Raw genomic sequence first — 23,098 nt, forward strand, 5'->3', positions numbered from 1 at the left:
CTTGGAGCTGCCCGTCCGTACACTGTGAACATGAACACCGCATCCCTCCTTGCCGTCTGCCGTGTCCACCAGTTGCTGCCAGACCCCGAGGGGAGTGTGGGAGTCACGGGCATGGACAAGCGTCCGGTGGAGGGGCCAGCCAAGGTTCATAAACTTGGGCTCCACGGGGATGTTCAGGCGAACCGGGTGGACCACGGCGGCGAAGACCAAGCCCTGTACGCGTATTCCCAGGCGGATGCGGACTACTGGTCAGGTGAGTTGCAGCGGGAGTTGCCGGCTGGCGTCTTCGGAGAGAACCTTCGCGTGGCTGGAATCGAAACCACCGGCGCGGTCATCGGCGAACGCTGGAAGATTGGCTTGGATGTGGAGCTGGAAGTCACGTCCCCGCGTGTGCCGTGCGCCACTTTCCAGCGGGTGATCGGTGAATCCCAATGGGTGAAGCGCTTCACGCAGGCCGGCCGGGTTGGTACCTACCTCCGCGTGATCAAGACAGGCACCATTTCCGCGGGGGACCATATTCACCGCACCTTCGTTCCCAAACATGGCATTACTGTGGGGCAGTGGTTCAGCGAGCCCACCCCTGAACTGGTGCAGATCCTGTTGGATGCGGACGCCGATGGGGAGATCCGTTTGCAGGAGGACTACCACCCGGTTTTCGAAAAGGTACTGCGGAGAAACGGGCTCTAGAACCTTGGTGCGGGAGCCTTGCAACCCGGTGTGAACAAGCTCACCCGGACTTAGCGGACTCTCAACTCGCGGTGATGGGCCTCCGTGCCCTACACTTGAAATATCCCCCACTCCGGAAATCCCTTTATCCTGCCCAATTCTTGAGGCAGGACTGGTAAGTGTTGGGGCCCGCAAATGTGTGCGGGCATTTTCATAGGGAGAGCCGGCTAAAGAAAACGCTGTACAGACTGCTGGGATAGCAGCCAAGAGATGCAGCGGGAAGTCCTGCCATGGGATTGCGATAGCGCCGGACTTCTTGCGAAAGCAGGGCACCTTTTCCTGTTTCTCGCGACGAGTAATGCGGCCAGCCCAACCGGGCCGCGCCGACTGCCCTATGGATGAGGAATTTCCCCCTATGACCGAAAATCTCAACGAAAACTTCGACGCCACCACTGCTGAGTCCGCTGAAGTAGCAGAGACCTCCGCACCCGCCGAAGCTGAAGCACCGGCTGCTGCCGCTGCCCCCGTCGAGACCGCTGCAGCTGAGACTGCAGCCCCCACCTTCACCGAAGCTCCTGCCCCCAAGGCAGAAGACGAGGAAGAAGAAGGCGTCCGCTTCGTCGATCTTGGCATCGACGGACGCGTTCTGGCCGCCCTGCAGGATGTCGGCTACGAAAAGCCGTCCCCCATCCAGGCCGCCACCATCCCGCTGCTCCTCGAAGGCCGCGACGTTGTTGGCCTCGCCCAGACCGGTACCGGCAAGACCGCAGCTTTCGCTGTTCCTGCCCTGTCCCGCCTGGCCGAACTTCATGACCTCAACGGCCCGTCCCGCAAGACCCAGGCCCTGGTCCTGGCTCCGACGCGTGAACTGGCCCTCCAGGTTGCGGAGGCATTCACCTCCTACGCCAAGCACATTGACGATTTCACCGTGCTCCCGGTTTACGGTGGCTCGGCTTACGGCCCTCAGCTCGCAGGCCTGCGCCGCGGTGCACAGGTTGTTGTCGGTACCCCCGGCCGCGTGATTGACCACATCGCCAAGGGCTCCCTGGATCTTTCCGAACTCCAGTACCTGGTACTGGACGAAGCTGACGAAATGCTGCGCATGGGCTTTGCCGATGACGTGGAGCAGATCTTCCAGCAGACCCCGGAGACCCGCCAGGTTGCGCTGTTCTCTGCCACCATGCCGGGCCAGATCCGCCGCATGTCCAAGCAGTACCTGAACAACCCGGCCGAGATCTCGGTGAAGTCCAAGACCACCACCGGCGCCAACACCAAGCAGCGCTACCTTCAGGTCATGGGCCCGCACAAGCTGGATGCCCTGACCCGCATCCTCGAGGTGGAAGAGTTCGACGGCGTCATCGCCTTCGTGCGTACCAAGATGGCTACCGAGGACCTCGCCGACAAGCTGAAGTCCCGCGGCTTCCAGGCTGCCGCCATCAACGGCGACATCCCGCAGCAGCAGCGCGAGCGCACCGTTGACGCGCTGAAGGAAGGCCGCATCGACATCCTCGTGGCTACCGACGTCGCGGCCCGTGGCCTTGACGTTGAGCGCATCAGCCACGTGATCAACTACGACATCCCCCACGACACCGAGTCCTACGTGCACCGCATCGGCCGTACGGGCCGTGCAGGCCGTTCCGGTGACGCCATCCTCTTCATGACGCCGCGTGAGAAGTACTTGCTGCGTTCCATTGAGAAGGCAACGCGCCAGCCGGTGGAGCAGATGCACCTGCCCACGGCTGAGACCGTGAATACGCTCCGCTTGGGCAAGTTCGCCGAGCGCATCACCGAGACCCTCGCGTCTGAGGATGTTGCAGCGTTCCGCGATCTCATCTCCTCCTACGAGGAAGAGCACAACGTTCCGGCTTCGGAAATCGCTGCAGCCCTGGCCGTCATGGCCCAGGGTGGACAGCCGCTGCTGGTCAAGGAACTGCCTGCCGCTCCTGAGTACCAGAAGCGCGAGCGCTCCAAGGACGGCTTCGGCTCCCGTGGCCCCACCCGTGCACTCACCGAGGGCAACGCTACCTACCGGATCTCCGTGGGACGCCGCCAGCGCGTCATGCCGGGCTCCATCGTTGGCGCCATTGCCAACGAAGGCGGCATCTCCTCCGCACAGATCGGCGGCATCGACATCCGCTCGGACCACTCCCTGGTGGAGCTCCCGGCAGACCTGAGCCCCGAGCAGCTGCGCGCACTGTCCCGCACCCGCATCGGTGGCGAACTGATCAACCTCGAGCTGGATAACGGTCGCAGGCCCACTGGCGACCGTGGCAGCTACCAAGGCGGCGGCGCTGGTGGACGTGGTGGCTATGGCGACCGCGAAAACCGTGGCGGCGGAAACTTCAAGGGTGCCGGTGGCTTCAAGAAGGACTTCCGTAAGTCCGACGGCGAGCGTACCTCCGCCGACCGTGGCGGCCGCTCCTACAGCGACCGTTCTGAGCGCACCGCAGGCAGCTTCGGCGACCGCGATCGCGGCCAGGCCAGCGGGTCACGCTTCGGCGGTCACGGTGATGGCGCACGCAAGCCCCGCAGTGGCGGCGAAGGCGGACACCGCGATTTCAACCGCAAGGGCAAGTGGTAAACACTCTCTTGGTGATCATCACTAAGTAGTTCCCGTCAGGGGGTCGGCTTTCGAGCCGGCCCCCTGACGCGTTTAAGGCTTCACCCCGGGCCTTGTTCGCTTTTCTGGCCCTTCTGCGTGGGAGTCTCGAACGAGACCGGGTTCCATGGGGCCGGGCTCCGCCGTACGATCGAGGCACGGCTGAACGCAAGCAGAAATCAGGAGGGTGCTCCATGGGATTGCTGGATAACGTGAAGAAGAACCTGGGCTTCGGCGGCAAGGGTGCTGGCGAAAGAAGCGAGGCAGCTCCCGTGAACCGGGATGCGGCGAGCCAGGGCGCGGTAGACAAGGGCGCAGTAGACCAGGGCGCAGTAGACCAGAGTGCGGCGAGCCAGGCAGCGGAGGATGCTGCCGCCGTCGAGGTTTCCGCCGCGGACAAGGCCGCTGCGGAGGCTGCTGCCGCACAGGCAGCCCAGCAGCAGGCAGCTGCGGACGCAGCAGCAGCGCAGGAGGCCGAGCAGGAGGGCTTGGAACCCGAGGCCCCGGAAGTCCAGCCGCAGGCGCAGGAGGCCGCCTCTGAGGCCGCTGCAGGGACCGGCCAGCCGGGTCCGGTGGCGCCGCGGGTCACGGAGGTTGTGGTGGAGCAGGGAGACACCATGAGTGGAATCGCTGCGCAGTACGGTGTGGACCTTGGAGCGCTCATCGCCACCAACGCAGATACGGTGCCGAATCCGGACCGGATCTACCCTGGGCAGGTTCTCCGGCTGCCCTGATTCGATCCGCCCAAAGAGCCGACGGTGATTGCCAGCGGCGCGAAATATGGATCAGGAAATCTGCGTCTTCGCAAATTGTGTCGGCGCTGCTTTTCCGCGTTTTTTCGCCGATTTGTAGCTTCCGAAAACGTCCGGTAGAGTATTTACTCGTTGCCCCCCTAGCTCAGTGGTAGAGCGCGTTCTTGGTAAGAACGAGGTCACCGGATCGATTCCGGTGGGGGGCTCTGGATGAGGGCCTGTGTCAAGGCGGTTTTGACCGGCTTGACACAGGTTTTTCTCATTCGTGGCGGTGTAGCTCAGTTGGTTAGAGCGCACGACTCATAATCGTGAGGTCGGGAGATCGAGCCTCCCCACCGCTACAGAGCAAGACCCCGCAGCATTCGCCTGCGGGGTCTTTTTTCGTTCTGTGGGACAGAATGGGTCCATGAGCCGAATCGCAATCATTGGCGGCCACGGGAAAGTGGCCCTGCATCTGTCCCGCATTCTTAGTGGCGAAGGTCACGACGTCATGTCGTTCATCCGAAATCCCGATCATGTGGCAGATGTCACGGAGACGGGTGCAAGTGCTGAGGTGCTGGACGTGGAAAATTCGACGACGGCGGAACTCGCACAGGCGTTCAAGGGCCACGACGCCGTGGTCTGGTCGGCCGGGGCCGGCGGCGGCAATCCTGCCCGGACCTATGCCGTGGATCGTGACGCTGCCATCCGCTCGATGGACGCCGCGGCCGAGGCCGGCGTCAAACGGTATGTGATGGTGTCCTATATTGGAGCCGCCAAAGATCACGGCGTCCCGGAAGATCACCCGTTCTTCGCCTATGCCGAGGCCAAAGCGGCGGCAGACGACTACCTGCGGAGCACTGACCTCGACTGGACCGTCCTGGGCCCGGGAACTTTGACGAACGAGCCCGCGACTGGTCTGATCGAAACGGATCCAGCCAACCCCGGCAATGGCACCGAGACCTCCAGGGCCAACGTTGCCTTGGTGACGGCGGCCGTCCTGGAACTGCCGGGGACCATCCACAGGACCATCACGTTCAAGGATGGTACCGACGATGTTGTGGACGCCCTCACGGAGGACTGACACAGCGCTGCCGAATCAATCGCTGCCTATGCAAGCGTTGCCTATTCGCCGGGATAGGCCTGCGCACCGGGATATGTTGGTAGGGAACTTTTTCGGCTTCGCCTGGGGAAGTGCCGTGCAACTTCAGGGGAAGCAGGAAAATGGATCAGTTGGCGCTCATTGTCGGGTTGCTGCTTGCGACGGTGGTTGCAGTGGGCCTGGGGGACAGGCTCCGGCTTCCCTACCCCGTCCTGATGCTGCTTCTGGCTGTTGCGCTCACCTTCATTCCGGGCTTCCCCGAATTTGAGATTTCGCCTGAACTGATTCTGCCCATCTTCCTTCCACCCTTGCTTTTTGCAACGGCCCAGAAGAGTTCCTGGGCGGTTTTCCGTGTGCGTTGGCGGACGCTCCTGCTGATGGCTGTGGCCCTGGTGGTGGTGTCCACCGCAGTGGTGGCCGGTGCAGCCTGGCTGATGATCCCGGGTATCGGTATCCCGGCTGCCATTGCACTGGGTGCCATGGTGGCCCCGCCGGACCCCGTTGCCGTGGAGTCCGTGGCCGGCCGCGTGCACATGCCGCGCCGGCTCATCACGGTCCTCCAGAGCGAGGGACTCTTCAACGACGCCGCGGCAATCGTGATCTTCCAGGCAGCGGTGGCAGCAACAATGTCCGGCAAGGAAGTGGGCCCGGAAGTTATTCCGCAGTTCGTCATTGGCGCGGCGTTGGCTGTTCTGATTGGCATCGCGATGGGCTGGCTGACCAAGTTCATCACCAAGCTGGTCACCTCCATGGTTGCCCGTAGTGCCGTGACCTTGGTTGTTCCTTTTGCCGCCTATATTCTCGCGGAAGAGCTGCACGCCTCAGGTGTGGTGGCCGTCGTCGTCACCGCCTTGGAACTGCAGCGTCATACGCGGCCGCATGACGCTGCAGAGCGGATTACACGCACCGCCTTCTGGGACGTGGTGGAGCTGCTGGCCACAGGGCTGGCCTTTGGGCTGGTGGGGCTGGAGATCCGTCACGTCATCCGCGATGAAGGTACTGCCATATTCGGGATGATTGGCATGGCCGTGGTGATCTGCATCCTGGTGTTCGTGGTGCGCTTCCTCTGGCTGGGCCTCCTCGCCCTCACGGCACGTAAGCGCAGAAACCTGTTGCAACCAACGTCACCCAAGGAAGTGCTGATCCTGACATGGTGCGGCATGCGCGGCCTGGCCACGTTGGCCCTTGCTTTGGCCCTCCCCATGACCTTGCCGGATGGAAGCGACTTCCCGGCCCGTCACGAGATCCTGGTGATTGCCTGCGCGGTGCTTCTGGCCACCTTGGTCCTCCCCGGCCTCACCCTGCCGTGGCTCATGCGCGTCCTGGAAGCGACGGAGGACGGATCACATGAGCAGGACGCGGCCAAGGTCCTGGCCAAGCGCGCCCAGTCGGCGGCCGTGGCTGCTTTGAAAGACCATGACCTCATGAAGGAACTCCCCGCCGAAAAGGTGACCTTGGTCAAGGAAAAGATGCGCCGCCTCCATGCCGAGCTCTTGGATGGCACGCTGCAGAACGAATCCGTTGCTGAGAAGCGCAAGCGTGGACGGGAGCTGTCCATCGCCGTGCAGACCATCGCCCTCGATGCCGCCCGCCAGGAAGTGGTGGCAGCCCGCAACGAGCCAGGGACCGATCCGGAAGTGGCTGACAGGGTCCTGCGGCAACTGGACCTGCGGACCATGTCAATGCCGGACTAAGGTCCATGCCGGACTACGTTCTTGCCAACTCAGGTCAATCCCTGATCAGCCCGCGGCAACCTGCTTCGACAGTGAGGCCGGATAGAGATCCAGTGCATTCTCTTCCACATAGTCCAAGGCGTGGCGGATCGCGCCGAGGGACACAATGCCGTCTCCCAAAGCTGATGTTGCAAGGCGTGGGGGAGTGAAAGTGAACTCGGGCACCTGCTTTTCCATGGCTGGGATCAGGGTCTGGGCAGAAGCCGCGACGGCTCCGGCGATAACCACCAGCTCGGGATTGACCAACGTACTGATGGAGCCAATCACCCGGGCCATGCGGTGCGCCATACGGTCCATGACCTTGCGCGCTGCATGGTCACCTTCCTTTGCCGCCCTGAAAACCATCTCCGCCGTCAGGACTTCGGGATCACCACCGCACAGAACCCGCAGTTTCGTTTCCGCGCCGGAATCGAGGGCTTCCCTGCCCCATAGTGTTGCGTAGTGGGCAATGCCGTAGGTGTCGCCTACGCCGTCCACGTTGTCCAGGTATCCCAGTTCGCCGAAACCACCAACCTGCCCGTGGAGCAAACGGCCGGATTCGAGGATGCCGGACCCCAAACGGTCGCCGGCGAGCATGACTACCAGGTTGTCGACTCCCTGTGCGCTGCCCTGCCAGCGTTCTGCGAGGGCTGCGAGGTTGGCGTCGTTTTCCAAAAGTACGTGCCAACCGTGTCGCTCGGACACGATCTTGCGGACATCAAACGACTTCCAGAATTCCTGTGCCCTGAGGACCTCGCCCGCGCGGCTGACCGGGGCGGCCACGCCAACAGACACGGCGAGAACAGAGTCGGCGGATACGTCCGCCTTTTCCAAGGCCTCTGCCGCGATTCTGTCCAGCACGTCTGCGCGTTCCTTGGCGGGCACGTTGTAGGCGCGGAAAGGCATCGTGACCTGGGACAAGGCCGTACCGGCCATGTCGGCCACAATCGCTGTGATCTTGTTGGCGCCGATGTCAATGCCGATCACGCTGGCCGCACTGTCGTCAAAAGCGAAGCGCCGCGCAGGCCTGCCTTTGACGTAGTCACCGGCTCCTCGCTGGTTTTCCAATTCCTGGAGCCAGCCGAGTCGGACCAGTTCGTCGCAGATCGAAATGACGGTGGCTCGTGAGAGCCCGGTGGCAGCCATCAGCTCGGTGCCGGTGACGATGCCCGCGCCGCGCATGGCCTTGAGCATGGCGCTGGCGTTGACCCTGCGTACCAGTTGCGTTGACGGTGCGGTCCCGGTCTGCATACGGAGCTCCCACTTTTCAGCCGTCCCATCGGAGTGATAGATCGATCTCTCTAAATTTAGTACATAAATTTAGATGACGACGCATTTCACCAAACTCTTGACCCTGTGGCGGGCATCACTCACCATGGTTAGCGATAGGGCATAAATTTAGCACCTATCTAAACTTCGGGTGGCGATGCGCATGGTCCGCCTCACGATGGAAATGCGGCCACTGAGGTCCGCAAGACGAAAGGGCTACGGTGTCTGTGAAATCGACACGCAGGAAACGCTTGGCAGCAATAGGCCTGGGCTTGGCATTGCTCGCCGGCCCACTCTCCGGCTGCGCCGGGGACTCAGGTAGTAGCGGGAATTCGGACAAAGAGACGATCCGCTTCACGTTCAGCAAACGCGAAGCCATCGGGTTCATGACCAAACTTGTTTCCGACTACAACGCGTCCCAGGATGAAACCGAGGTGGTACTCGACACTTCCGGCGTCGACGTCGTGTCCGCGAGTTTTGTTCGCGGAAACCCGCCGGACATCGCCCTGGCCAACTACAACATGGAGACGTCCCGGTTCGTCCAGCGCGGAGCGTTGAGCGACTTGTCCGGGACGGAGGCAGCATCCCGCATCCGCGAGGACCTCCGGCCGCTCATGGAGCAGTACGGTTCGTATCCCGGCCGGACCAGTGCCCTGCCGTATTCGGTCATGGCGTCCTCCGTGATCTACAACAAGGAAATCTTCGCTGCCAACAACATTGCCGTGCCCACCACCTGGAGCGAATTGATCGCAGCGTGTGAAGCGCTGAAAGCCGCTGGAGTAACGCCGTTTTATGCCACCTGGAAGGATGACTGGACCATTGCCCAAGGGTGGTTTGACTACTCGGTAGGCGGCCAAGTGGACACCCTTGACTTCTTCAAGAAGCTTGAAGCTGAAGGTGTGGACGTCGGGCCGGAGTCTTCAGTGTCATTCCAGAAGGATTTTGACCAGCCCGTGCAGAAAATGTTGACGTTGGCCAAGGGCTACGTGAACAAGGACGCTGCCAGCCGGGCGTACGGTGACGGCAACCTGGCGTTTTCACAGGGCAAAGCTGCGATGTATCTGCAAGGTCCGTGGGCCTTCAGCGAGATCGCCAAGACCGCCCCGGACCTGAAGCTCGGAACCTTTCCGCTGCCGATGACTGAGGACCCCGAGGACTTGCGGGTCCGCGTCAACGTGGACCTCGCAGCCTGGATTCCGGAGGCCTCCAAGCATAAGGACGCTGCCCGAGGCTTCCTCGAGTATTTGTACCGGCCCGAGGTGATTGATGCCTACAACAAATCGCAGCTGGGTTTCACGCCCACCAAGGAGACCGCAAACGTCCCGGACCCTCGGATTGAGGGAATGGTGGAGTACTACGACAACGGCAAGGTCTATCAGGGTCCCTCGGTGCTCGTTCCCCGCACCATCCCCATCATGAACTACACGCAGGCAATCGTGTTCGGCGCACCCCCTGCATCCACCCTCCGCACCCTCGACGCAGATTGGGCGCGCCTGGCGTTCCGCCAGTAGTGCAGACCATAGGGAGTCAGCTACATGTCCACCATCACCACCCCCACCACGTCCAAGCAGGGCCTTCACAAGCAGGGCCGCCAAAAGCAGGGGCACCAAACCCCCCGCAGCAGGCGGCGCGTTGAACCGATCTTCTACCTTTTCCTGGTGCCCAGCCTGATTCTGTTCACGCTGGCCATCACGATTCCGGGCATCATGGGCATCTTCTTCAGTTTCACGAACTCCATCGGAATCGGTGATTGGGAGTTCATTGGCCTAACCAACTACATCGCGATCTTCAGTGACCCGGCGATCCTGCAGAGTTACCTCTTCACTTTCGGGTTCTCCATTGTCACAGTGATCGCGGTGAACGTGATCGCCTTCCTTCTTGCCGTCGGGCTTACCGCGCGTATCCGGATGAAGTCGGCGCTTCGGACCATCTTTGTCATCCCCATGGTGGTTTCCGGCATCATCATCGCCTACGTCTTCAACTTCCTGTTTTCGAACTCCCTGCCGTCGCTTGGTACTGCAGCAGGAATTCCATGGCTGGAAAGCAGCCTGCTGGCCAATCCCGACCTCGCCTGGATTGCGATCGTGCTGGTCACAGCCTGGCAGGCAGTCCCCGGGGCTCTGCTCATTTATATTGCGGGCCTGGTTGCGGTGCCCGGAGATGTGTATGAGGCCGCGGAAATCGACGGAGCGAGCAAATTCCAGCAGCTTCTGAAGATCACGCTTCCGCTGGTGGCCGGTTACGTGGTCATCAACATCATTCTCGGGTTCAAGGGCTTCCTCAATGCCTACGACATCATCGTCGGGCTGACGAACGGAGGCCCGGGAACCTCTACGCGGAGCATCGCGATGACCGTCATATCCGGCTTCAACGGCGGCGACTACGCCTATCAGATGGCCAACGCAACGATCTTCTTCGTGGTCGCCATCCTCATCTCTCTCGTACAGCTCTCGCTGACTCGCGGACGGAATGCACTGTAATGACCAACGAATCGATGACCAACCAACTGATGACCAAAAAATCCAGCTCCAAAGTGGAACGCGTCAACTGGCCGGCAACCACTGTCCTCGTTCTTTGTGCAGTGACTGTGCTTCTTCCCCTGTATGTCACGGTCTCCATGGCTTTCAAGACCCAGGGGCAGGCGGTGGACGGCAATGCCTTCTCCTTCCCCGCACCCTTCAGTCTCGAGGGCTTCTTCCAGGCCTGGACCCTCACGAACTTCCCGGTGGGGGCCGCGATGTCGTTGCTGGTGACGGCGGGGACCGTAGTTGCCACGATCATCCTGGCTGCCTTCGCCTCCTACGCGATCGTGCGGAACTGGGAACGGCGGTTGTTCAGGTACTCGTTCTTCTACCTTTTGGGAGCCATGTTCATCCCCTTCCCTGTGGTTGCCCTGCCGCAGATTCAGCTCACCGGCCGCCTCGGCCTGGACAACCCGTTCGGCGTGATCCTGCTGGCCACCATGTTCCAGCTGAGCTTCAGCGTCCTGCTCTTCACCGCATTCCTGCGTTCCATCCCGATGGAACTGGAAGAGAGCGCCAGAATAGACGGCGCAACAACCTGGCAGACCTTCTGGAAACTGATTTTCCCGCTGCTGGCACCGATGAGCGCAACCGTGGGGATCTTCGCGTTCCTCTACGCCTGGAACGATTTCATGATGCCGTCGCTGATTATTTCCGATCCGGCAATGCAGACGCTTCCCGTGCGGCAGAACCTTTTCCAAACGCAGTTCAGCAACAACTACCACGTGTCCTTCGCCTCTTACCTGATGGCGATGGCGCCGGCGATCGTCGCCTACCTGTTTACGCAGCGCTGGGTCATGGCCGGCGTGACACAAGGTGCCGTAAAGGGCTAGCCGTTGTTGACCTTCCCGGACCGGCGTTTCATACTGGTCCAGAAGATAAATTTAGATTCTAAATCAAAGGAGTTTCGTGAGCACTTCCGCCACTCAGGCACACCGCACTGACGCCCGCCGCATGTCCGATCCCAATTGGTGGCGCCAAGCGGCCGTCTACCAGATCTACCCGCGCAGCTTCTACGACGCGAACGGTGACGGACTTGGAGACATCAAGGGCATCACGGCCAAAGTCCCGTATCTGAAGGAGCTTGGGATCGACGCCGTCTGGTTGAGCCCGTTCTACCCGTCGGCGCTCGCGGACGGCGGCTACGACGTGGACGATTACCGCAATGTGGACCCGAAGCTGGGGACTCTTGAGGACTTCGACGAGATGGCCGCAGCCTTGCACGCCGCAGGGATCAAGATCGTGGTGGACATCGTTCCCAACCACTCCTCTGACCGCCACGAGTGGTTCAAGGAAGCGCTGGCCTCACCCAAGGGCTCCGCGGCACGCGACCGCTACATCTTCCGCGACGGCCGGGGCGAAAATGGCGAGTTGCCGCCGTCGGACTGGGACTCTGTCTTCGGCGGACCCATCTGGGAGCGCATCACCGAGCCTGACGGCACGCCCGGACAGTGGTACCTGCACATCTTCGCCAAGGAGCAGCCGGACTTCAACTGGGAGAACCCGGAGGTCCGCGAGGACTTCTTGAAGACCTTGCGCTTCTGGTCGGATCGCGGCGTGGACGGTTTCCGCATCGACGTCGCCCACGGCATGGCCAAGGATCTTTCCGAGCCGCTGCCCATGAAGGCTGACCTGGAAGCCAAGGCCCATGGCACGGACGGCTTCACCGACGGTTCCCACCCGTTCTGGGACCGCGACGAAGTCCATGAGGTCTACGCCGAGTGGCGCAAACTCTTCAATGAGTACAACCCGCCGCGCACCGCCGTCGCGGAGGCCTGGGTCCACGAGTCCCGCCGCTCCCGCTACGCCAGCCCCGAAGGACTGGGCCAGGCTTTCAATTTCGACCTCCTGCAGTCCGATTACGACGCTGCCTCTTTCCGGAAGATCATCACGGACAACCTGGTAGCAGCCAAGGAGTCGGGGGCTTCCTCCACGTGGGTCTTCTCCAACCATGACGTCGTCCGTCACGCCACCCGTTACGGCTTGCCCAAGGGCGGTTCCGTAGCGCAGGGAACCAATGCGGCGCAGGACATCACCGGCGACAAGCCCAAAGGCCAGGACGGCAAGGGCTGGCTGCTGGCCGGCGCGCCGGCTGAAGAGCTCGACGTCGAACTTGGCTTGCGTCGTGCACGCGCCGCGACGCTCTTGCTGCTTGCGCTCCCCGGCTCTGCCTACCTCTACCAGGGTGAAGAGCTAGGCCTGCGTGAAGTCTCGGAAATTCCTGACTCCGAACGTCAGGACCCGTCCTTCTTCCGTAACCCAGGGGTCGAGATTGGCCGCGATGGTTGCCGTGTACCGCTGCCGTGGACCGCGGAGGGTCCTTCCTTCGGATTCGGCGCGGGCAAGGCACACCTTCCGCAGCCGGAGTGGTTCAAGGACTATGCAGTGTCCAAGCAGGAGGCCGTGGAAGGTTCCACCCTGGAGCTCTACCGGAAGGCACTGAGCCTGCGGAGCGAACTCCAGACCGATGAGGAACTTGAGTGGGTGGAGACCGGCAACCAGGACGTGCTCCACTTCAGCCGCCCCGGCGGCTGGCACACGGTGACTAACTTCGGCAGCAAGCCCGTGGAGCTTCCGGAAGGCAACATCGTGGTAGCAAGCGGACCCCTGGAGGGCGGCAAATTGCCCTCCGACACCACTGCGTGGATTGTCCGCAACGCCTAAGCGCTGCGGACAATCCGGACGCTGGGGCAGAATACTGAAGTTATGACATATGCGAACGGGCGGGGACGCCTTATTTATGGCTGCATGGGACTCGGCGGCCCTTGGGGCGGTACGTCCTACGGGCCTTCGGAGATCGATCAGGCAGCCGCGGTGATTGAAGCTGCGCTGGGGATCGGCATTGAGCTTTTCGACCATGCAGATATCTATCGCAGCGGAAAGTCCGAGGCCGTGTTTGGTGAAGTCCTCGCCCGTTCGCAGGGTCTGCGCGACAAGATCCAGCTTCAGACCAAATGCGGGATCAGGCTGGGGGAGCGCGGGCTGGAGACACATTACGACCTCAGCCGTGACGCCATCCTCGAACGGGTCAATGAAAGCCTGAAACGGCTCCAGACGGACTACGTGGACGTGCTGCTCCTGCGCCGGCCCGATCCGTTGATGGACCCGCGCGAGGTGGCGGACGCCGTCGGACAGCTCATGGCGGAAGGCAAGGTGCGGCAGTTGGGTGTGTCCAACATGTCCGGCGCCCAGATCGCCTTCCTGCAGGACGAGTTGGAGACGCCCATCGTGGCGAACCAGCTGGAAATGAGCCTGCTGCGACGGGATTGGCTGGAGAGCACTGTGCTGGTCAACCACACGGAGGGTCTGGAATACAGCTTTCCGCATGGGACTCTTGAGCACTGCATGGCCAAGGGAATTGAATTGCAGGCATACGGGTCGTTGGCCCAAGGGCGCTATACAGGTGCGCCGTCTGCGGAGTATTCGCTTGCCGAATCGGCTACCGCGGACATGCTTGAAAAATTGGCGGGGGAGAAGAACACCACGCCGGAGTCGGTACTGCTGGGCTGGCTGATGAAGCACCCTGCCAGGATCTCGCCGGTAGTGGGAACCACCAATCCTGCCCGTATCGCTGCTTGCGCCGATGCCGCCTGCGTGGCTGCTGACATGACCCGTGCCGAGTGGTACGGACTGTGGGTCGCAGCGCGGGGAAACAACATCCCCTGACGCCGGTTTTAACCCAACTGAGTCGCAGTTGAGGCCGTTTCCAACGCGCTGAATCATGCGGTGATCGCAACACCTGATTATTGAAGGGTGTCGATTGCCATGGTGAAGTTCACGAATCGTTTGGTTGCTGAGGTTGTCCAGTCGTTCTGGCAGCAGGTTGCGGACGGTGCCCGTTTTGAAGATGCTGGTGCGTTCGTCGGGTGGTCCGTAACGACGGTCCGCCGTGAGCTGAGGTCCTCAGGAGGGGTCCGGCCCCGTCGGGGCCGGACCCTGACCGGCCGTTCCCTATCGTTCCAGGAGCGGGAGTTGATCTCGTTATGGCGGGGCAAGGAATCGGTCCGTGAGATCGCCAGACGTTTGGGTCGTTCCCCGTCAACGATCTCCCGGGAGCTCCGGCGGAACGCTGACAAGGTCTTTTTCTACCGGGCTACCACCGCCCATGCCCGCGCCCACGCCCGGGCAGCCAGGCCCAAGACCGCTAAGCTCAACAGCAACAAGCCCTTGCGCCTGGAAGTCGAAAAGCGGCTCGAAAAGAAAGACTCACCGGTCCAGATCGCTGGCAGACTCCGCAAGGACTTCCCGAACAACCCGGAGATGTGGGTGTCACACGAGACCATCTACCAGTCCCTCTATCTCGAGTCCCGGGGCGGGCTAAAGCGGGAACTGGTCAAGAACCTGCGCACCGGCCGGACCCTGCGCAAACCCCAACGCCGCCCCGACGAACGCCGCGGCAGAATCCAGGACAAGGTCATGATCGCCGACCGTCCCGCCGAGGTCGAAGACCGTGCCGTGCCAGGGCATTGGGAAGGGGACCTGATCGTAGGCAAGGACGGAAAAACCGCCATCGGCACCATCGTGGAGCGCACAACCGGGTTCGTGATGCTCCTCCATGTCCCGACCGGTCAAAACCGTGCCGAGTCTGTTCGGGATGGGCTGATCCGCAAAATGGGCGCCCTTCCCGACGAACTGAGGCTCTCACTGACCTGGGACCAAGGCACCGAAATGCGCAGGCACAAGGAAGTGAAGATCGCAGCCGACATCGACATCTACTTCTGCGATCCCCACTCACCTTGGCAACGCGGCTCGAACGAGAACACCAACGGGCTCCTGCGCCAGTACTTCCCCAAAGGCGCAGACCTAAGCATCTACAGCCAAACCGACCTCGACTACGTCGCCCACGAACTCAACGACAGACCCCGCCAACGATTCGACTTCTGCACCCCCAATGAGATGATCAGAACCTTCCTGTTGCGATAACCGCTAGAAACCACCCGCTCAGAACGGCCTTAACTGCGACTCAGTTGGGTGCGAACAGCAACACATACTACGAGGCGCGGCTGATCGGCGCGACCACGGAGTAGGTGCTCGAGTCACCCTGCAAGGCCTGGCTCGGCTTGCCATCGATGCTCACCGGAATGTCGCCCGCAATGGTCACGCGGTTGAGCTTGCGGGGCTGGCCGTCGTAGTTGTCCGGTGCGTAATGCTGCGTGATGCGGTTATCGAACAGGACCACCTGGTTGGGCTCCCAATTCACCCTCACCACGTTCTCCGGACGCGTTACGTAGGCCTGCAGCAGGCGGATGATGTCCTTGGATTCGGTGTTGGACAGGCCAACGATCCTGAGCCGCTGCGCGAAGCCTCCAATAAACAATCCGCGCTCGCCGGTCAACGGGTGGACCCGCACCACAGGGTGGGCGGTTTCGAACTTCAGCCGGGTGAATTCCTTGCGTCGTTCTTCCGCGTTGGAGTGCTCAAGGTTCTTGGGCACCGAGTAGTCGTAGTCGTTGGTGTGGATGGCCCACAGGGTGTCCGCGAAATTCCGCAACTCCTCCGGGAGGTCCTGGTACGCCCCGGCCGAGGACGCGATCAGGGTCTCGCCACCGTAGGCGGGGAGATCGATGCTCCGCAGTGTGGAGGCCTGCGGCGGGTTGACCACGAAGGTGACGTCCGTGTGCCAATTGTTGGCCGAGCCATTCTCGCTGTCCACGGGCAGGACATTCTCTTCGCCGTCCACAGAAGCCACCGTCGGGTGCGCCTTGGTGAGCGGGCCGAAGTGGCTGGCGAACTTCACCTGGGCTTCGTCGGTGAGGATGTTGGCCTCGCGGAAAACAAGTGCCTTGTGCTCGTTCAGCGCAGCCCGGATCTGCGCAACAGTTTCTTCACTCGGGTCTCCGCTGATGTCCAGGCCACGAATTTCGGCGCCGATGCGGGAGCCGAGTTTGGCGAACTCGAGTTTGGTTTCGGTAATGACGGTCATGACGTTTTCCTTACTTGTTGATGGATCTTTTTGTGATGCTTGCGGAAGGTGCCGCGGGGTGGGTCAGGAAGCGGCAGCGCCAACAGCGGTCCGCCAACGGGAGAAGTGCTTTTCGAGGGCAACCAGCAGGAAGTTCACGCCGAGCCCCAGCAAGGACACTGTGAGGATGCCCGCGTACATATCCGGGATGAGGAAGCTGCTTTGCGCATTCACGATCAGGTAACCCAGCCCAGCCTTGGCTCCCACCATTTCAGCGGCGATCAGCACCAGGATGGAGGCGGTGCCGGCCATACGAATGCCCGTGAAGATCGTGGGCACGGCCGACGGGAGAATGACCTTCTGGAAGAGCCTGAAGCTATTAAGCCCCAGGGAGCGAGCGGCCCTGATCAGCAGAGGGTCCACCGTCTTCACACCAGCAATGGTGTTCAGGAGCACCGGGAAGAAGGCCGCGTACGCCACGATGCTGATCTTGGACTCCTCACCGATGCCCAGCAGCAGCGTGAAAACGGGCAGCAAGGCAAGAGCGGCAGTGTTCCGGAACAATTCCAGCAACGGGTTCAGGACTGAGTTCAGGCGCCCGTACCAGGCAATGAGCAAGCCTAATGAGACACCCGCCACCAGAGCCGCGCCAAAGCCGGCCACGGAGCGGGTGAGGCTGGCCGCAATATGGCCCTGAATGGTGCCGGCTTCGAAGAGCTTGCCCCAAGCCAACAGCACTTCATGCAGCGGCGGAAGGAACACCCTGGTGGACGGGCTCGCCAAATACGTGGGTCCAAGCTCCCACAGCGCCAGGAAAGCCAGGACCGCTGCGGACTTCCACAGACCCGACCCCACGGCACCGGCGACGCGCCGCACTATGCCGGGTGCCGGCGTCGTACGCTCTTCAGCTGCTGCCCGAGTGTCGGAAGGCGCCTGAGTACCTGAAGGCTCGACGGCGGCACTTGGGTCAGTCGCCGCACCCGCCTTGGACCCTGCAGCGGCAGTTTCGGCTTGAGTGAGTGTGGTGGTCATCAGGCGGCGCTCCTTTCGGCGATGGTTGCCGGTTCGTCCGGCGCGCTGCCGTCAGGCAGGATCTTGCGGTGGCCGGCGTCCTGCGCCCGGCGGACTTCATCGTGCAGGAGCGTCCACACCTGGTGGCGGTGCTCCACAAAGGCTTGGTTGGAACGGATGTCCTCGTTGCCGTCACGGTCCGGGATGTTGATGTCCACGATTTCCTTGAGCCGGCCCGGGCGGGCGCTCAGCACCGCGACGCGCTCGCCGAGGTACACAGCTTCATCGATGCCGTGCGTGATGAAGACAATGGTCTTGCCGGTGGCCTTCCAGATCCTGAGGAGCTCATCCTGAAGCTGCTCGCGGGTCTGGGCGTCCAAGGCCGCGAACGGCTCGTCCATCAGCAGCACATCCGGCTCATAGGCCAGGCTTCGGGCGATGGCAACACGCTGCTTCATACCGCCGGAGAGTTCGTGAGGGTAGCGGTCCTCGAAGCCCGCCAGGCCTACGAGGGCCAGGTATTCGCTGGCTTTCGCGGCGCGTTCGCGGCGGTTCAGCTTCTTGCCGTCCGGTCCCACACCTTCGAGCCCAATGGAGACGTTGGCCGAGGCCGTACGCCAGGGGAACAACGCATACTGCTGGAACACCACGGCGCGGTCCTTGCCCGGCGCGGTGACGGTTTTGCCATCCACCAGGACTTCACCGGAAGTCGGGGTGGAGAGCCCGGCCAGGAGGTCCAGGAGCGTGGTCTTGCCCGAGCCGCTGGGCCCCACCAAGGTGAGGAATTCGCCGTCGCGGACGTCCAAGCTCAAGGAATCTACGGCGGTGAGGCGGGTGGCGCTTGTGGTTTTGGTGGCCCGTACCGTGAATTCCTTGGTAACGTTCCGGAGGCTGATTTTGGCGGTCATGGCTATCCCTTCGCTGCAGCGAGCTCGTTGAACTCGTTCGTGTAGTACTTGGAAGGCGTGAGCTTGTCCCTGACGATTCCCGACGAGTTCAGCCAGGCCTCCCAGCGGGTGAAGTCCTCATCCTTGACCACACCGTTTTCCGGAACGCCGGGGCTCTTCCAGAACTTCAAATTGGCTGTGCTCTCATTGCGGCCACGGCTCTCGATGATCTTGGTGTAGCGCGCAATGACCTCCTCGCGGGGCGTTTCAGTGGCCCACTTGAGTGCTTTTGCGATGGCCGTGGTGAAAGTCCGGGTGGTTGTGTTGTTCTTTTCGATGAAGTCGTTGCGGAGCACAATCTGGCCGCCGGCGAACGTGCCGAACAGCTCGTAGTCGTTGAACAGCGACCTCAACCCGCCTGCCTCGATGGCCCGGTCCTGCAGGACGCCCCCCAAGGTTCCGACGTCCACTTGTCCGCGGCGGATGGCTTCTTCGGTGTCATTCGGCGCGAGTGGCACCAGCTGGACTTGCTTGATCTCGTCCTGGCTGAGCCCGTTCTTTGTCAGGTAGGTGTTGATGACGGCCTCATGGTGGGCGCCGAGGGTGTTGACGGCGATTTTCTTGCCGATCAGGTCCCGCGGTTCCTTGATGGCGCTGTCCGCCTTCACGTAGTACCCGCTGAAGTTCTTCTCGTCAGCACCGTAGTAGTTGATGACGCCTTTCACGGGCGCCCCGGCTTCTATCAGCTTGGTGACGGCGCCGGTGAAGGCGCCACCAAAATCGGTCTGGTTCGTGGCCGCGGACTGGATGTCTTGGGGACCGCTGGTGGTGTTTCCCACCCACTTCAGCTTGACGTCACCGAGGTATCCAAGGTCTTCCGCCAGTTCCGGGAAGGTGACCTGGTTTGCCCAGCCTTGGTACCGGAGTTCCGTAACTTCATCGCCGGACTTGCTGGATTCGTTCGATTGTCCGGCATCGGCTGCACCGCCGCAGCCGGACACCGTCAGCGCTAGTACGACGGCGGCCGCGACGCTCAGCAGGGGCAGGTGCAGTTTCATTGGGAGCTACTTTCGATGGGTTGTGATGTGTTGGGTGGCCGGCTTACGCAAGGGCTTGGGAGCCTTGCAACGGCTTGGGAACGATGTAAACCCATCCCGACGCCGACTGGGAAGTGCAGTGGTAACTCCCGGAAACGCTGCGAAACAGCCCGAAACGGAACGAAATCCGGAGCCACTCCCGGCAACCCAGGGACACAAAGACGCAGTGTTGAGCCCTGTGAACAACAGCGACAGGTAGGCCGGATATGACTGGCGCGTACCGTCGTCGCGCGTTCATACTGCGGGACCCCACAGTCATATGGGGTTTAGTTCGTATTGATCCTCACAACCGGGCGGAATTCTTCGCTGTGCGGGGCGCCGGACGGATACGGTAGATACATGACGTCTAGCATCGCCGCCGAATCAGTTCGGCCTACCCGCAATATTCCCGCCGATATCGCCCGTTCATGGCTCCTTGTGAATGCCATGAAGACTGAGCTTTTTGACGAATCCGCGGGTTCACGGGCAGACGCCATCATCCTCGATATCGAAGACGCTGTTGACCCTTCCCAGAAGGACATTGCCCGCGAGAACGTGGTCAACTGGCTAACCGCCGGCGGCAAGGCGTGGGTCCGCATTAATGACGCCACCAGCAAGTTCTGGGCCGACGACCTCGCGGGATTGCGCGGCACTCCGGGCCTGCTCGGCGTTATGCTCGCCAAGACCGAGTCTGCCGACCAAGTCACCGAGTCCTACCACCGCATGGATGGCAAGACTCCCGTAGTCGCACTGGTTGAGTCCGCCCTCGGCATTGAGGAAGCCAACCACATTGCGCGTGCACAGGGCGCATTCCGCCTTGCTTTCGGTTCCGGCGACTTCCGCCGCGACACCGGTATGGCGGCCACCCCGGAGGCCATGGCCTACCCGCGCGCCAAGCTCGTCGTCGCCAGCCGCGTTGGTAACCTGCCGGGCCCCATCGACGGCCCCACTGTGGGCACCAACCACCCCATCCTGCGTGAGCAGACGGGCATCACCGTGACCATGGGCATGACCGGCAAGCTCTGCCTGGCCATCGACCAGACCACCGTGATCAACGAAGTCATCAGCCCCACGCCGTCGGACGTCGCCTGGGCCACGGACTTCATGAACGACTTCGAGGCCAATGGCCGCGTCATCCGCGATGGTTCCGACCTCCCGCGCCTCGGCCGTGCTGAGAAGATCATGAAGCTCGCAGTGGCCTTCGGAGTCCAGCCTTCCCTGTAAGCATGCTTGTCCACGGGGTCGCTTGGGATACTTCGTCCCCTTCCTTGCGAATGTTCACGCCGGACGCGGAGTTCGCCGATGTTGCGTTGGCCCAGGGCTCAGCCTTGGGCCTGCGCGTTATCCCCGGTTTGTGGTGCCTTGGCCACACCAAAGTCCACGGCCCCGGGGATCGGACGCATGTCCCGTGCCGCAGCGGCTCTCCAGCCGAGCGTGGGAAGCAATGCGGAGCCTGCTTCGCCCGGGACGACTCCCGGCTGATGCACGACTTCCACCGCGGCACCTCCGTTCCCACCGGTCTGCGCGCTTACCTGATGCAACCGCACTGGCTCTACGTGGCCACGTTCGGGAACGGCGCCACCAAAGTGGGGACGGCCTCTGCTCCGCGCAAGTGGAATCGGCTCGCCGAACAGGGTGCTGTGCACGCCTCCTATGTGGCGCACACCGAGGACGGCCGTGTTGTTCGTGTTCTCGAGGACTTGGTGACCAGGGAGCTCGGTCTCGTCCAACAGGTCCGTTCCGCAGCCAAGGCTGCAGGACTCGTGGAGCCGCGTGCCGGCGTCGAGCTTTTGGCGCTGAACCGTCAGCACGCCACTCGGGTGCGCGAATTGTTGGGCGGGCTGGCGATGACGGGCTATTCCGTTGTGGAGGAAGAGTGGGAGCGGCCGGAAGTGGCTGAGCGGCTCTGTGTCGCCGACGCTGAGGCGAGTCGTCGCCATGCGTACCCCGCAACGTTCGACGGCGGCGGGCACGGTTTGCGGATCCACTCGCTCTCCGGGGCGATCGCCTTGGCGGGACTCCCGGACGCTGCGGGTAACCAGGTAGAGGGCAGCTTCGTAGCAGACCTGGGTGCTTTGAAGGGTCGCAAGATCGAGTTCGGCCCGTACACCACGGAGATCCCGGCGTTACAGGACTCCTTGTTCTAATTCGTTGTGAGGCCCGCTTTGCGGGGATGCAGAGTAGGCCTCGCAACGCACCCCCTTTCGTTGTGAGGCCCGCTATGCAGGGTATTTCGGGGTTTTGGGGTGCAGAGTAGGCCTCGCAACGCACCCCTTTTCGTTGTGAGGCCCGCTTTGCGGGGTATTTCGGGGTTTTGGGGTGCAGAGTAGGCCTCGCAACGCCCCCCCTTTCGTTGTGAGGCCCGCTATGCAGGGTATTTCGGGGTTTTAGGGTGCAGAGCAGGCCTCGCAACGCACCCCGTAGACTTGGACGGTGCTAGAAGAATTTTGGGCCACCGCCTCCACGTCCTACAAAGCGCTGGTTTTCAGCGCCATGGGGCTCATCGCCGTCGGGCTCGTGCTCTCCATCGTGGGGAACACCTCCGGCAACCAGGGCTTGGCCATTGCTTCGTTGCCCGTCATTGGCGTCGGCCTGCTCCTCCATGTTGTAGGACTTGTGGTTCGAGGCCAGAAGATCCGCAAGAGCTACAAGAAGTAACGCCTTCACCCAAGCATCGTGCTGCACTCGAGCTCCCGAGGCCCGATAGGGTTGGAGCATGAGTATCAATCCGGACCTGCAGGGCCGAAGCTACCCTGCCGCAGAGGTATACGACGTCGGCCGAGAAAAGATCCGCGAGTTTGCCACGGCTGTGAAAGCCAACAACCCCGCGCATTTCGATGTTGAGGCAGCCAAGGCCTTGGGCCACAGCGACCTCGTAGCCCCGCCGACCTTCGCCATCATCGTCGCCCAACGTGCTGACGCCCAGTTGGTGCAGGACCCGGAGTCGGGCATTGACTTCTCCCGGGTGGTCCACGCCGACCAGCGGTTCACGCACCACCGGGCCATCGTCGCCGGCGACCGCCTTGTTGCCGAGCTACACGTTGACGGAGTGCGGGCCATGGGCGGGGGAGCCATGATCACTACCCGTTCCGAGATTTCCACCGAGGCAGGCGAAAAAGTCGCCACCACCACGTCGTCCATCCTGGTCCGCGGAGAGGGACAGTAACCATGAGCCCCACATTCGAAGAACTGACGGTCGGCCAGGAAATCGGCAGCCGCAGCATTGATGTCACCCGCCAGGACCTGGTCAAGTACGCAGGGGCCTCGGGTGACTTCAACCCGATCCACTGGAACGAATCTTTCGCAACCTCCGTGGAACTGCCGGGGGTCATCGCGCACGGCATGTTCACCATGGGTGCCGCAGTGCAGTTGGTGAGCGACTGGGCAGTGGACCCCGCCGCCGTCGTCGACTACCAGACCCGTTTCACCAAGCCTGTCCTCGTCACTGACACCACGGGGACGGATGAGGCCGGCGCTGTCATCGACGTCACGGGCGTGGTGGGAGCGCTCGACGCCGATGCCCGCACCGCGCGTATCGATCTCACCGTTGTTGCGGGCGGGCAGAAGGTCCTCATGAAGTCGCAGGCGGTTGTGAAGCTCTCTTGAACCAACCGAACACCA

21 protein-coding genes and 2 tRNA genes are annotated in these 23,098 nt (G+C 62.1%); 18 read left to right on the top strand and 5 right to left on the bottom strand.

What is annotated here, in order from left to right; translation table 11 throughout:
• The first annotated feature begins 30 nt into the window (after nt 1–30).
• The 7 genes from M1D89_RS08130 (at nt 31) to M1D89_RS08160 (ending at nt 6,792) form a co-directional block, all read left to right on the top strand.
• The gene (locus M1D89_RS08130) at nt 31–687 is read left to right on the top strand and encodes an MOSC domain-containing protein (RefSeq protein ID WP_498649657.1); all 657 of its coding nucleotides are present in this window, start codon (nt 31–33) and stop codon (nt 685–687) included.
• Between the two features lie 394 nt (nt 688–1,081).
• Complete coding sequence (locus tag M1D89_RS08135; RefSeq protein ID WP_498649659.1) at nt 1,082–3,247, top strand: DEAD/DEAH box helicase; 2,166 nt, start codon at nt 1,082–1,084, stop codon at nt 3,245–3,247.
• A 212-nt stretch (nt 3,248–3,459) separates the two neighbouring features.
• A complete protein-coding gene (locus tag M1D89_RS08140; protein ID WP_498649661.1) occupies nt 3,460–3,999 on the top strand; it encodes a LysM peptidoglycan-binding domain-containing protein in 540 nt (179 codons plus the stop codon).
• 152 nt (nt 4,000–4,151) lie between these two features.
• A tRNA-Thr gene (locus M1D89_RS08145) sits at nt 4,152–4,223 on the top strand.
• 61 nt (nt 4,224–4,284) lie between these two features.
• A tRNA-Met gene (locus M1D89_RS08150) sits at nt 4,285–4,358 on the top strand.
• Between the two features lie 65 nt (nt 4,359–4,423).
• The gene (locus tag M1D89_RS08155) at nt 4,424–5,080 is read left to right on the top strand and encodes an SDR family oxidoreductase (protein ID WP_498649663.1); all 657 of its coding nucleotides are present in this window, start codon (nt 4,424–4,426) and stop codon (nt 5,078–5,080) included.
• 140 nt (nt 5,081–5,220) lie between these two features.
• The gene (locus M1D89_RS08160) at nt 5,221–6,792 is read left to right on the top strand and encodes a Na+/H+ antiporter (protein ID WP_498649665.1); all 1,572 of its coding nucleotides are present in this window, start codon (nt 5,221–5,223) and stop codon (nt 6,790–6,792) included.
• A gap of 45 nt (nt 6,793–6,837) precedes the next feature.
• On the opposite strand, the gene M1D89_RS08165 is transcribed toward M1D89_RS08160, so the two are convergent.
• Entirely contained in the window at nt 6,838–8,061 is a 1,224-nt protein-coding gene (locus tag M1D89_RS08165; protein ID WP_498649667.1) for an ROK family protein, read from the bottom strand.
• Nucleotides 8,062–8,300: 239 nt separating this feature from the next.
• Between M1D89_RS08165 and M1D89_RS08170 the strand changes: the two genes are divergently transcribed.
• From M1D89_RS08170 to M1D89_RS08195, 6 genes are all read left to right on the top strand, one after another.
• Nucleotides 8,301–9,590 (top strand): ABC transporter substrate-binding protein, encoded by a 1,290-nt coding sequence (locus M1D89_RS08170; RefSeq protein WP_498649669.1) that lies wholly within the window; start codon nt 8,301–8,303, stop codon nt 9,588–9,590.
• 24 nt (nt 9,591–9,614) lie between these two features.
• Nucleotides 9,615–10,559: a carbohydrate ABC transporter permease gene (locus tag M1D89_RS08175; protein ID WP_498649671.1), complete on the top strand. Its 945-nt coding sequence runs from the start codon at nt 9,615–9,617 to the stop codon at nt 10,557–10,559.
• Nucleotides 10,559–11,434, top strand: coding sequence for a carbohydrate ABC transporter permease (locus M1D89_RS08180; protein WP_498649673.1), 876 nt, complete (start codon nt 10,559–10,561; stop codon nt 11,432–11,434). Before M1D89_RS08175 ends, M1D89_RS08180 begins: the two co-directional genes overlap by 1 nt.
• A 76-nt stretch (nt 11,435–11,510) precedes the next feature.
• Complete coding sequence (locus M1D89_RS08185) at nt 11,511–13,265, top strand: glycoside hydrolase family 13 protein (RefSeq protein ID WP_498649675.1); 1,755 nt, start codon at nt 11,511–11,513, stop codon at nt 13,263–13,265.
• 42 nt (nt 13,266–13,307) lie between these two features.
• Nucleotides 13,308–14,267 carry an aldo/keto reductase gene (locus M1D89_RS08190; RefSeq protein WP_498649677.1) on the top strand — a complete coding sequence of 320 codons (960 nt, stop codon included), beginning with the start codon at nt 13,308–13,310 and terminating at the stop codon, nt 14,265–14,267.
• Between the two features lie 99 nt (nt 14,268–14,366).
• Nucleotides 14,367–15,524, top strand: coding sequence for an IS30 family transposase (locus tag M1D89_RS08195; RefSeq protein ID WP_498645340.1), 1,158 nt, complete (start codon nt 14,367–14,369; stop codon nt 15,522–15,524).
• A gap of 67 nt (nt 15,525–15,591) precedes the next feature.
• Here the strand turns inward: M1D89_RS08195 and M1D89_RS08200 are convergent, their stop codons facing one another.
• The 4 genes from M1D89_RS08200 to M1D89_RS08215 all read right to left on the bottom strand — a co-directional run bounded on the left by M1D89_RS08200 (nt 15,592) and on the right by M1D89_RS08215 (nt 19,459).
• Nucleotides 15,592–16,524: a TauD/TfdA dioxygenase family protein gene (locus M1D89_RS08200; RefSeq protein ID WP_498649679.1), complete on the bottom strand. Its 933-nt coding sequence runs from the start codon at nt 16,522–16,524 to the stop codon at nt 15,592–15,594.
• A 63-nt stretch (nt 16,525–16,587) separates the two neighbouring features.
• Nucleotides 16,588–17,535: an ABC transporter permease gene (locus M1D89_RS08205; RefSeq protein ID WP_498649681.1), complete on the bottom strand. Its 948-nt coding sequence runs from the start codon at nt 17,533–17,535 to the stop codon at nt 16,588–16,590.
• Nucleotides 17,535–18,422 (bottom strand): ABC transporter ATP-binding protein, encoded by an 888-nt coding sequence (locus M1D89_RS08210; protein WP_498649683.1) that lies wholly within the window; start codon nt 18,420–18,422, stop codon nt 17,535–17,537. The genes M1D89_RS08205 and M1D89_RS08210 overlap by 1 nt, the downstream gene beginning before the upstream one ends.
• A gap of 2 nt (nt 18,423–18,424) precedes the next feature.
• A complete protein-coding gene (locus M1D89_RS08215; protein WP_498649685.1) occupies nt 18,425–19,459 on the bottom strand; it encodes an ABC transporter substrate-binding protein in 1,035 nt (344 codons plus the stop codon).
• A 378-nt stretch (nt 19,460–19,837) separates the two neighbouring features.
• Here M1D89_RS08215 and M1D89_RS08220 point away from each other — a divergent pair, with 378 nt between their 5' ends.
• The 5 genes from M1D89_RS08220 (at nt 19,838) to M1D89_RS08240 (ending at nt 23,083) form a co-directional block, all read left to right on the top strand.
• Nucleotides 19,838–20,701: an HpcH/HpaI aldolase/citrate lyase family protein gene (locus M1D89_RS08220; protein WP_419200511.1), complete on the top strand. Its 864-nt coding sequence runs from the start codon at nt 19,838–19,840 to the stop codon at nt 20,699–20,701.
• A 2-nt stretch (nt 20,702–20,703) separates the two neighbouring features.
• Nucleotides 20,704–21,624 carry a DUF2797 domain-containing protein gene (locus tag M1D89_RS08225; protein WP_498649687.1) on the top strand — a complete coding sequence of 307 codons (921 nt, stop codon included), beginning with the start codon at nt 20,704–20,706 and terminating at the stop codon, nt 21,622–21,624.
• Nucleotides 21,625–21,910: 286 nt separating this feature from the next.
• Complete coding sequence (locus M1D89_RS08230) at nt 21,911–22,135, top strand: DUF3188 domain-containing protein (protein WP_498649690.1); 225 nt, start codon at nt 21,911–21,913, stop codon at nt 22,133–22,135.
• Between the two features lie 58 nt (nt 22,136–22,193).
• Nucleotides 22,194–22,643 carry an FAS1-like dehydratase domain-containing protein gene (locus tag M1D89_RS08235; RefSeq protein ID WP_017200232.1) on the top strand — a complete coding sequence of 150 codons (450 nt, stop codon included), beginning with the start codon at nt 22,194–22,196 and terminating at the stop codon, nt 22,641–22,643.
• A 2-nt stretch (nt 22,644–22,645) separates the two neighbouring features.
• The gene (locus M1D89_RS08240) at nt 22,646–23,083 is read left to right on the top strand and encodes a MaoC family dehydratase (RefSeq protein ID WP_498649693.1); all 438 of its coding nucleotides are present in this window, start codon (nt 22,646–22,648) and stop codon (nt 23,081–23,083) included.
• Nucleotides 23,084–23,098 lie beyond the last annotated feature (15 nt).

The organism is Arthrobacter sp. D3-18, assembly GCF_054408525.1.

Bases quoted from the DNA above. Each gene is read 5' to 3' on its own strand.
- M1D89_RS08215 (WP_498649685.1), bottom strand. From the start codon at position 19,459: ATGAAACTGCACCTGCCCCTGCTGAGCGTCGCGGCCGCCGTCGTACTA.
- M1D89_RS08225 (WP_498649687.1), top strand. From the start codon at position 20,704: ATGCTTGTCCACGGGGTCGCTTGGGATACTTCGTCCCCTTCCTTGCGA.
- M1D89_RS08190 (WP_498649677.1), top strand. From the start codon at position 13,308: ATGACATATGCGAACGGGCGGGGACGCCTTATTTATGGCTGCATGGGA.
- M1D89_RS08160 (WP_498649665.1), top strand. From the start codon at position 5,221: ATGGATCAGTTGGCGCTCATTGTCGGGTTGCTGCTTGCGACGGTGGTT.
- M1D89_RS08135 (WP_498649659.1), top strand. From the start codon at position 1,082: ATGACCGAAAATCTCAACGAAAACTTCGACGCCACCACTGCTGAGTCC.
- M1D89_RS08210 (WP_498649683.1), bottom strand. From the start codon at position 18,422: ATGACCGCCAAAATCAGCCTCCGGAACGTTACCAAGGAATTCACGGTA.
- M1D89_RS08155 (WP_498649663.1), top strand. From the start codon at position 4,424: ATGAGCCGAATCGCAATCATTGGCGGCCACGGGAAAGTGGCCCTGCAT.
- M1D89_RS08205 (WP_498649681.1), bottom strand. From the start codon at position 17,535: ATGACCACCACACTCACTCAAGCCGAAACTGCCGCTGCAGGGTCCAAG.
- M1D89_RS08130 (WP_498649657.1), top strand. From the start codon at position 31: ATGAACACCGCATCCCTCCTTGCCGTCTGCCGTGTCCACCAGTTGCTG.
- M1D89_RS08235 (WP_017200232.1), top strand. From the start codon at position 22,194: ATGAGTATCAATCCGGACCTGCAGGGCCGAAGCTACCCTGCCGCAGAG.
- M1D89_RS08175 (WP_498649671.1), top strand. From the start codon at position 9,615: ATGTCCACCATCACCACCCCCACCACGTCCAAGCAGGGCCTTCACAAG.
- M1D89_RS08240 (WP_498649693.1), top strand. From the start codon at position 22,646: ATGAGCCCCACATTCGAAGAACTGACGGTCGGCCAGGAAATCGGCAGC.
- M1D89_RS08200 (WP_498649679.1), bottom strand. From the start codon at position 16,524: ATGACCGTCATTACCGAAACCAAACTCGAGTTCGCCAAACTCGGCTCC.
- M1D89_RS08140 (WP_498649661.1), top strand. From the start codon at position 3,460: ATGGGATTGCTGGATAACGTGAAGAAGAACCTGGGCTTCGGCGGCAAG.
- M1D89_RS08165 (WP_498649667.1), bottom strand. From the start codon at position 8,061: ATGCAGACCGGGACCGCACCGTCAACGCAACTGGTACGCAGGGTCAAC.
- M1D89_RS08195 (WP_498645340.1), top strand. From the start codon at position 14,367: ATGGTGAAGTTCACGAATCGTTTGGTTGCTGAGGTTGTCCAGTCGTTC.
- M1D89_RS08220 (WP_419200511.1), top strand. From the start codon at position 19,838: ATGACGTCTAGCATCGCCGCCGAATCAGTTCGGCCTACCCGCAATATT.
- M1D89_RS08180 (WP_498649673.1), top strand. From the start codon at position 10,559: ATGACCAACGAATCGATGACCAACCAACTGATGACCAAAAAATCCAGC.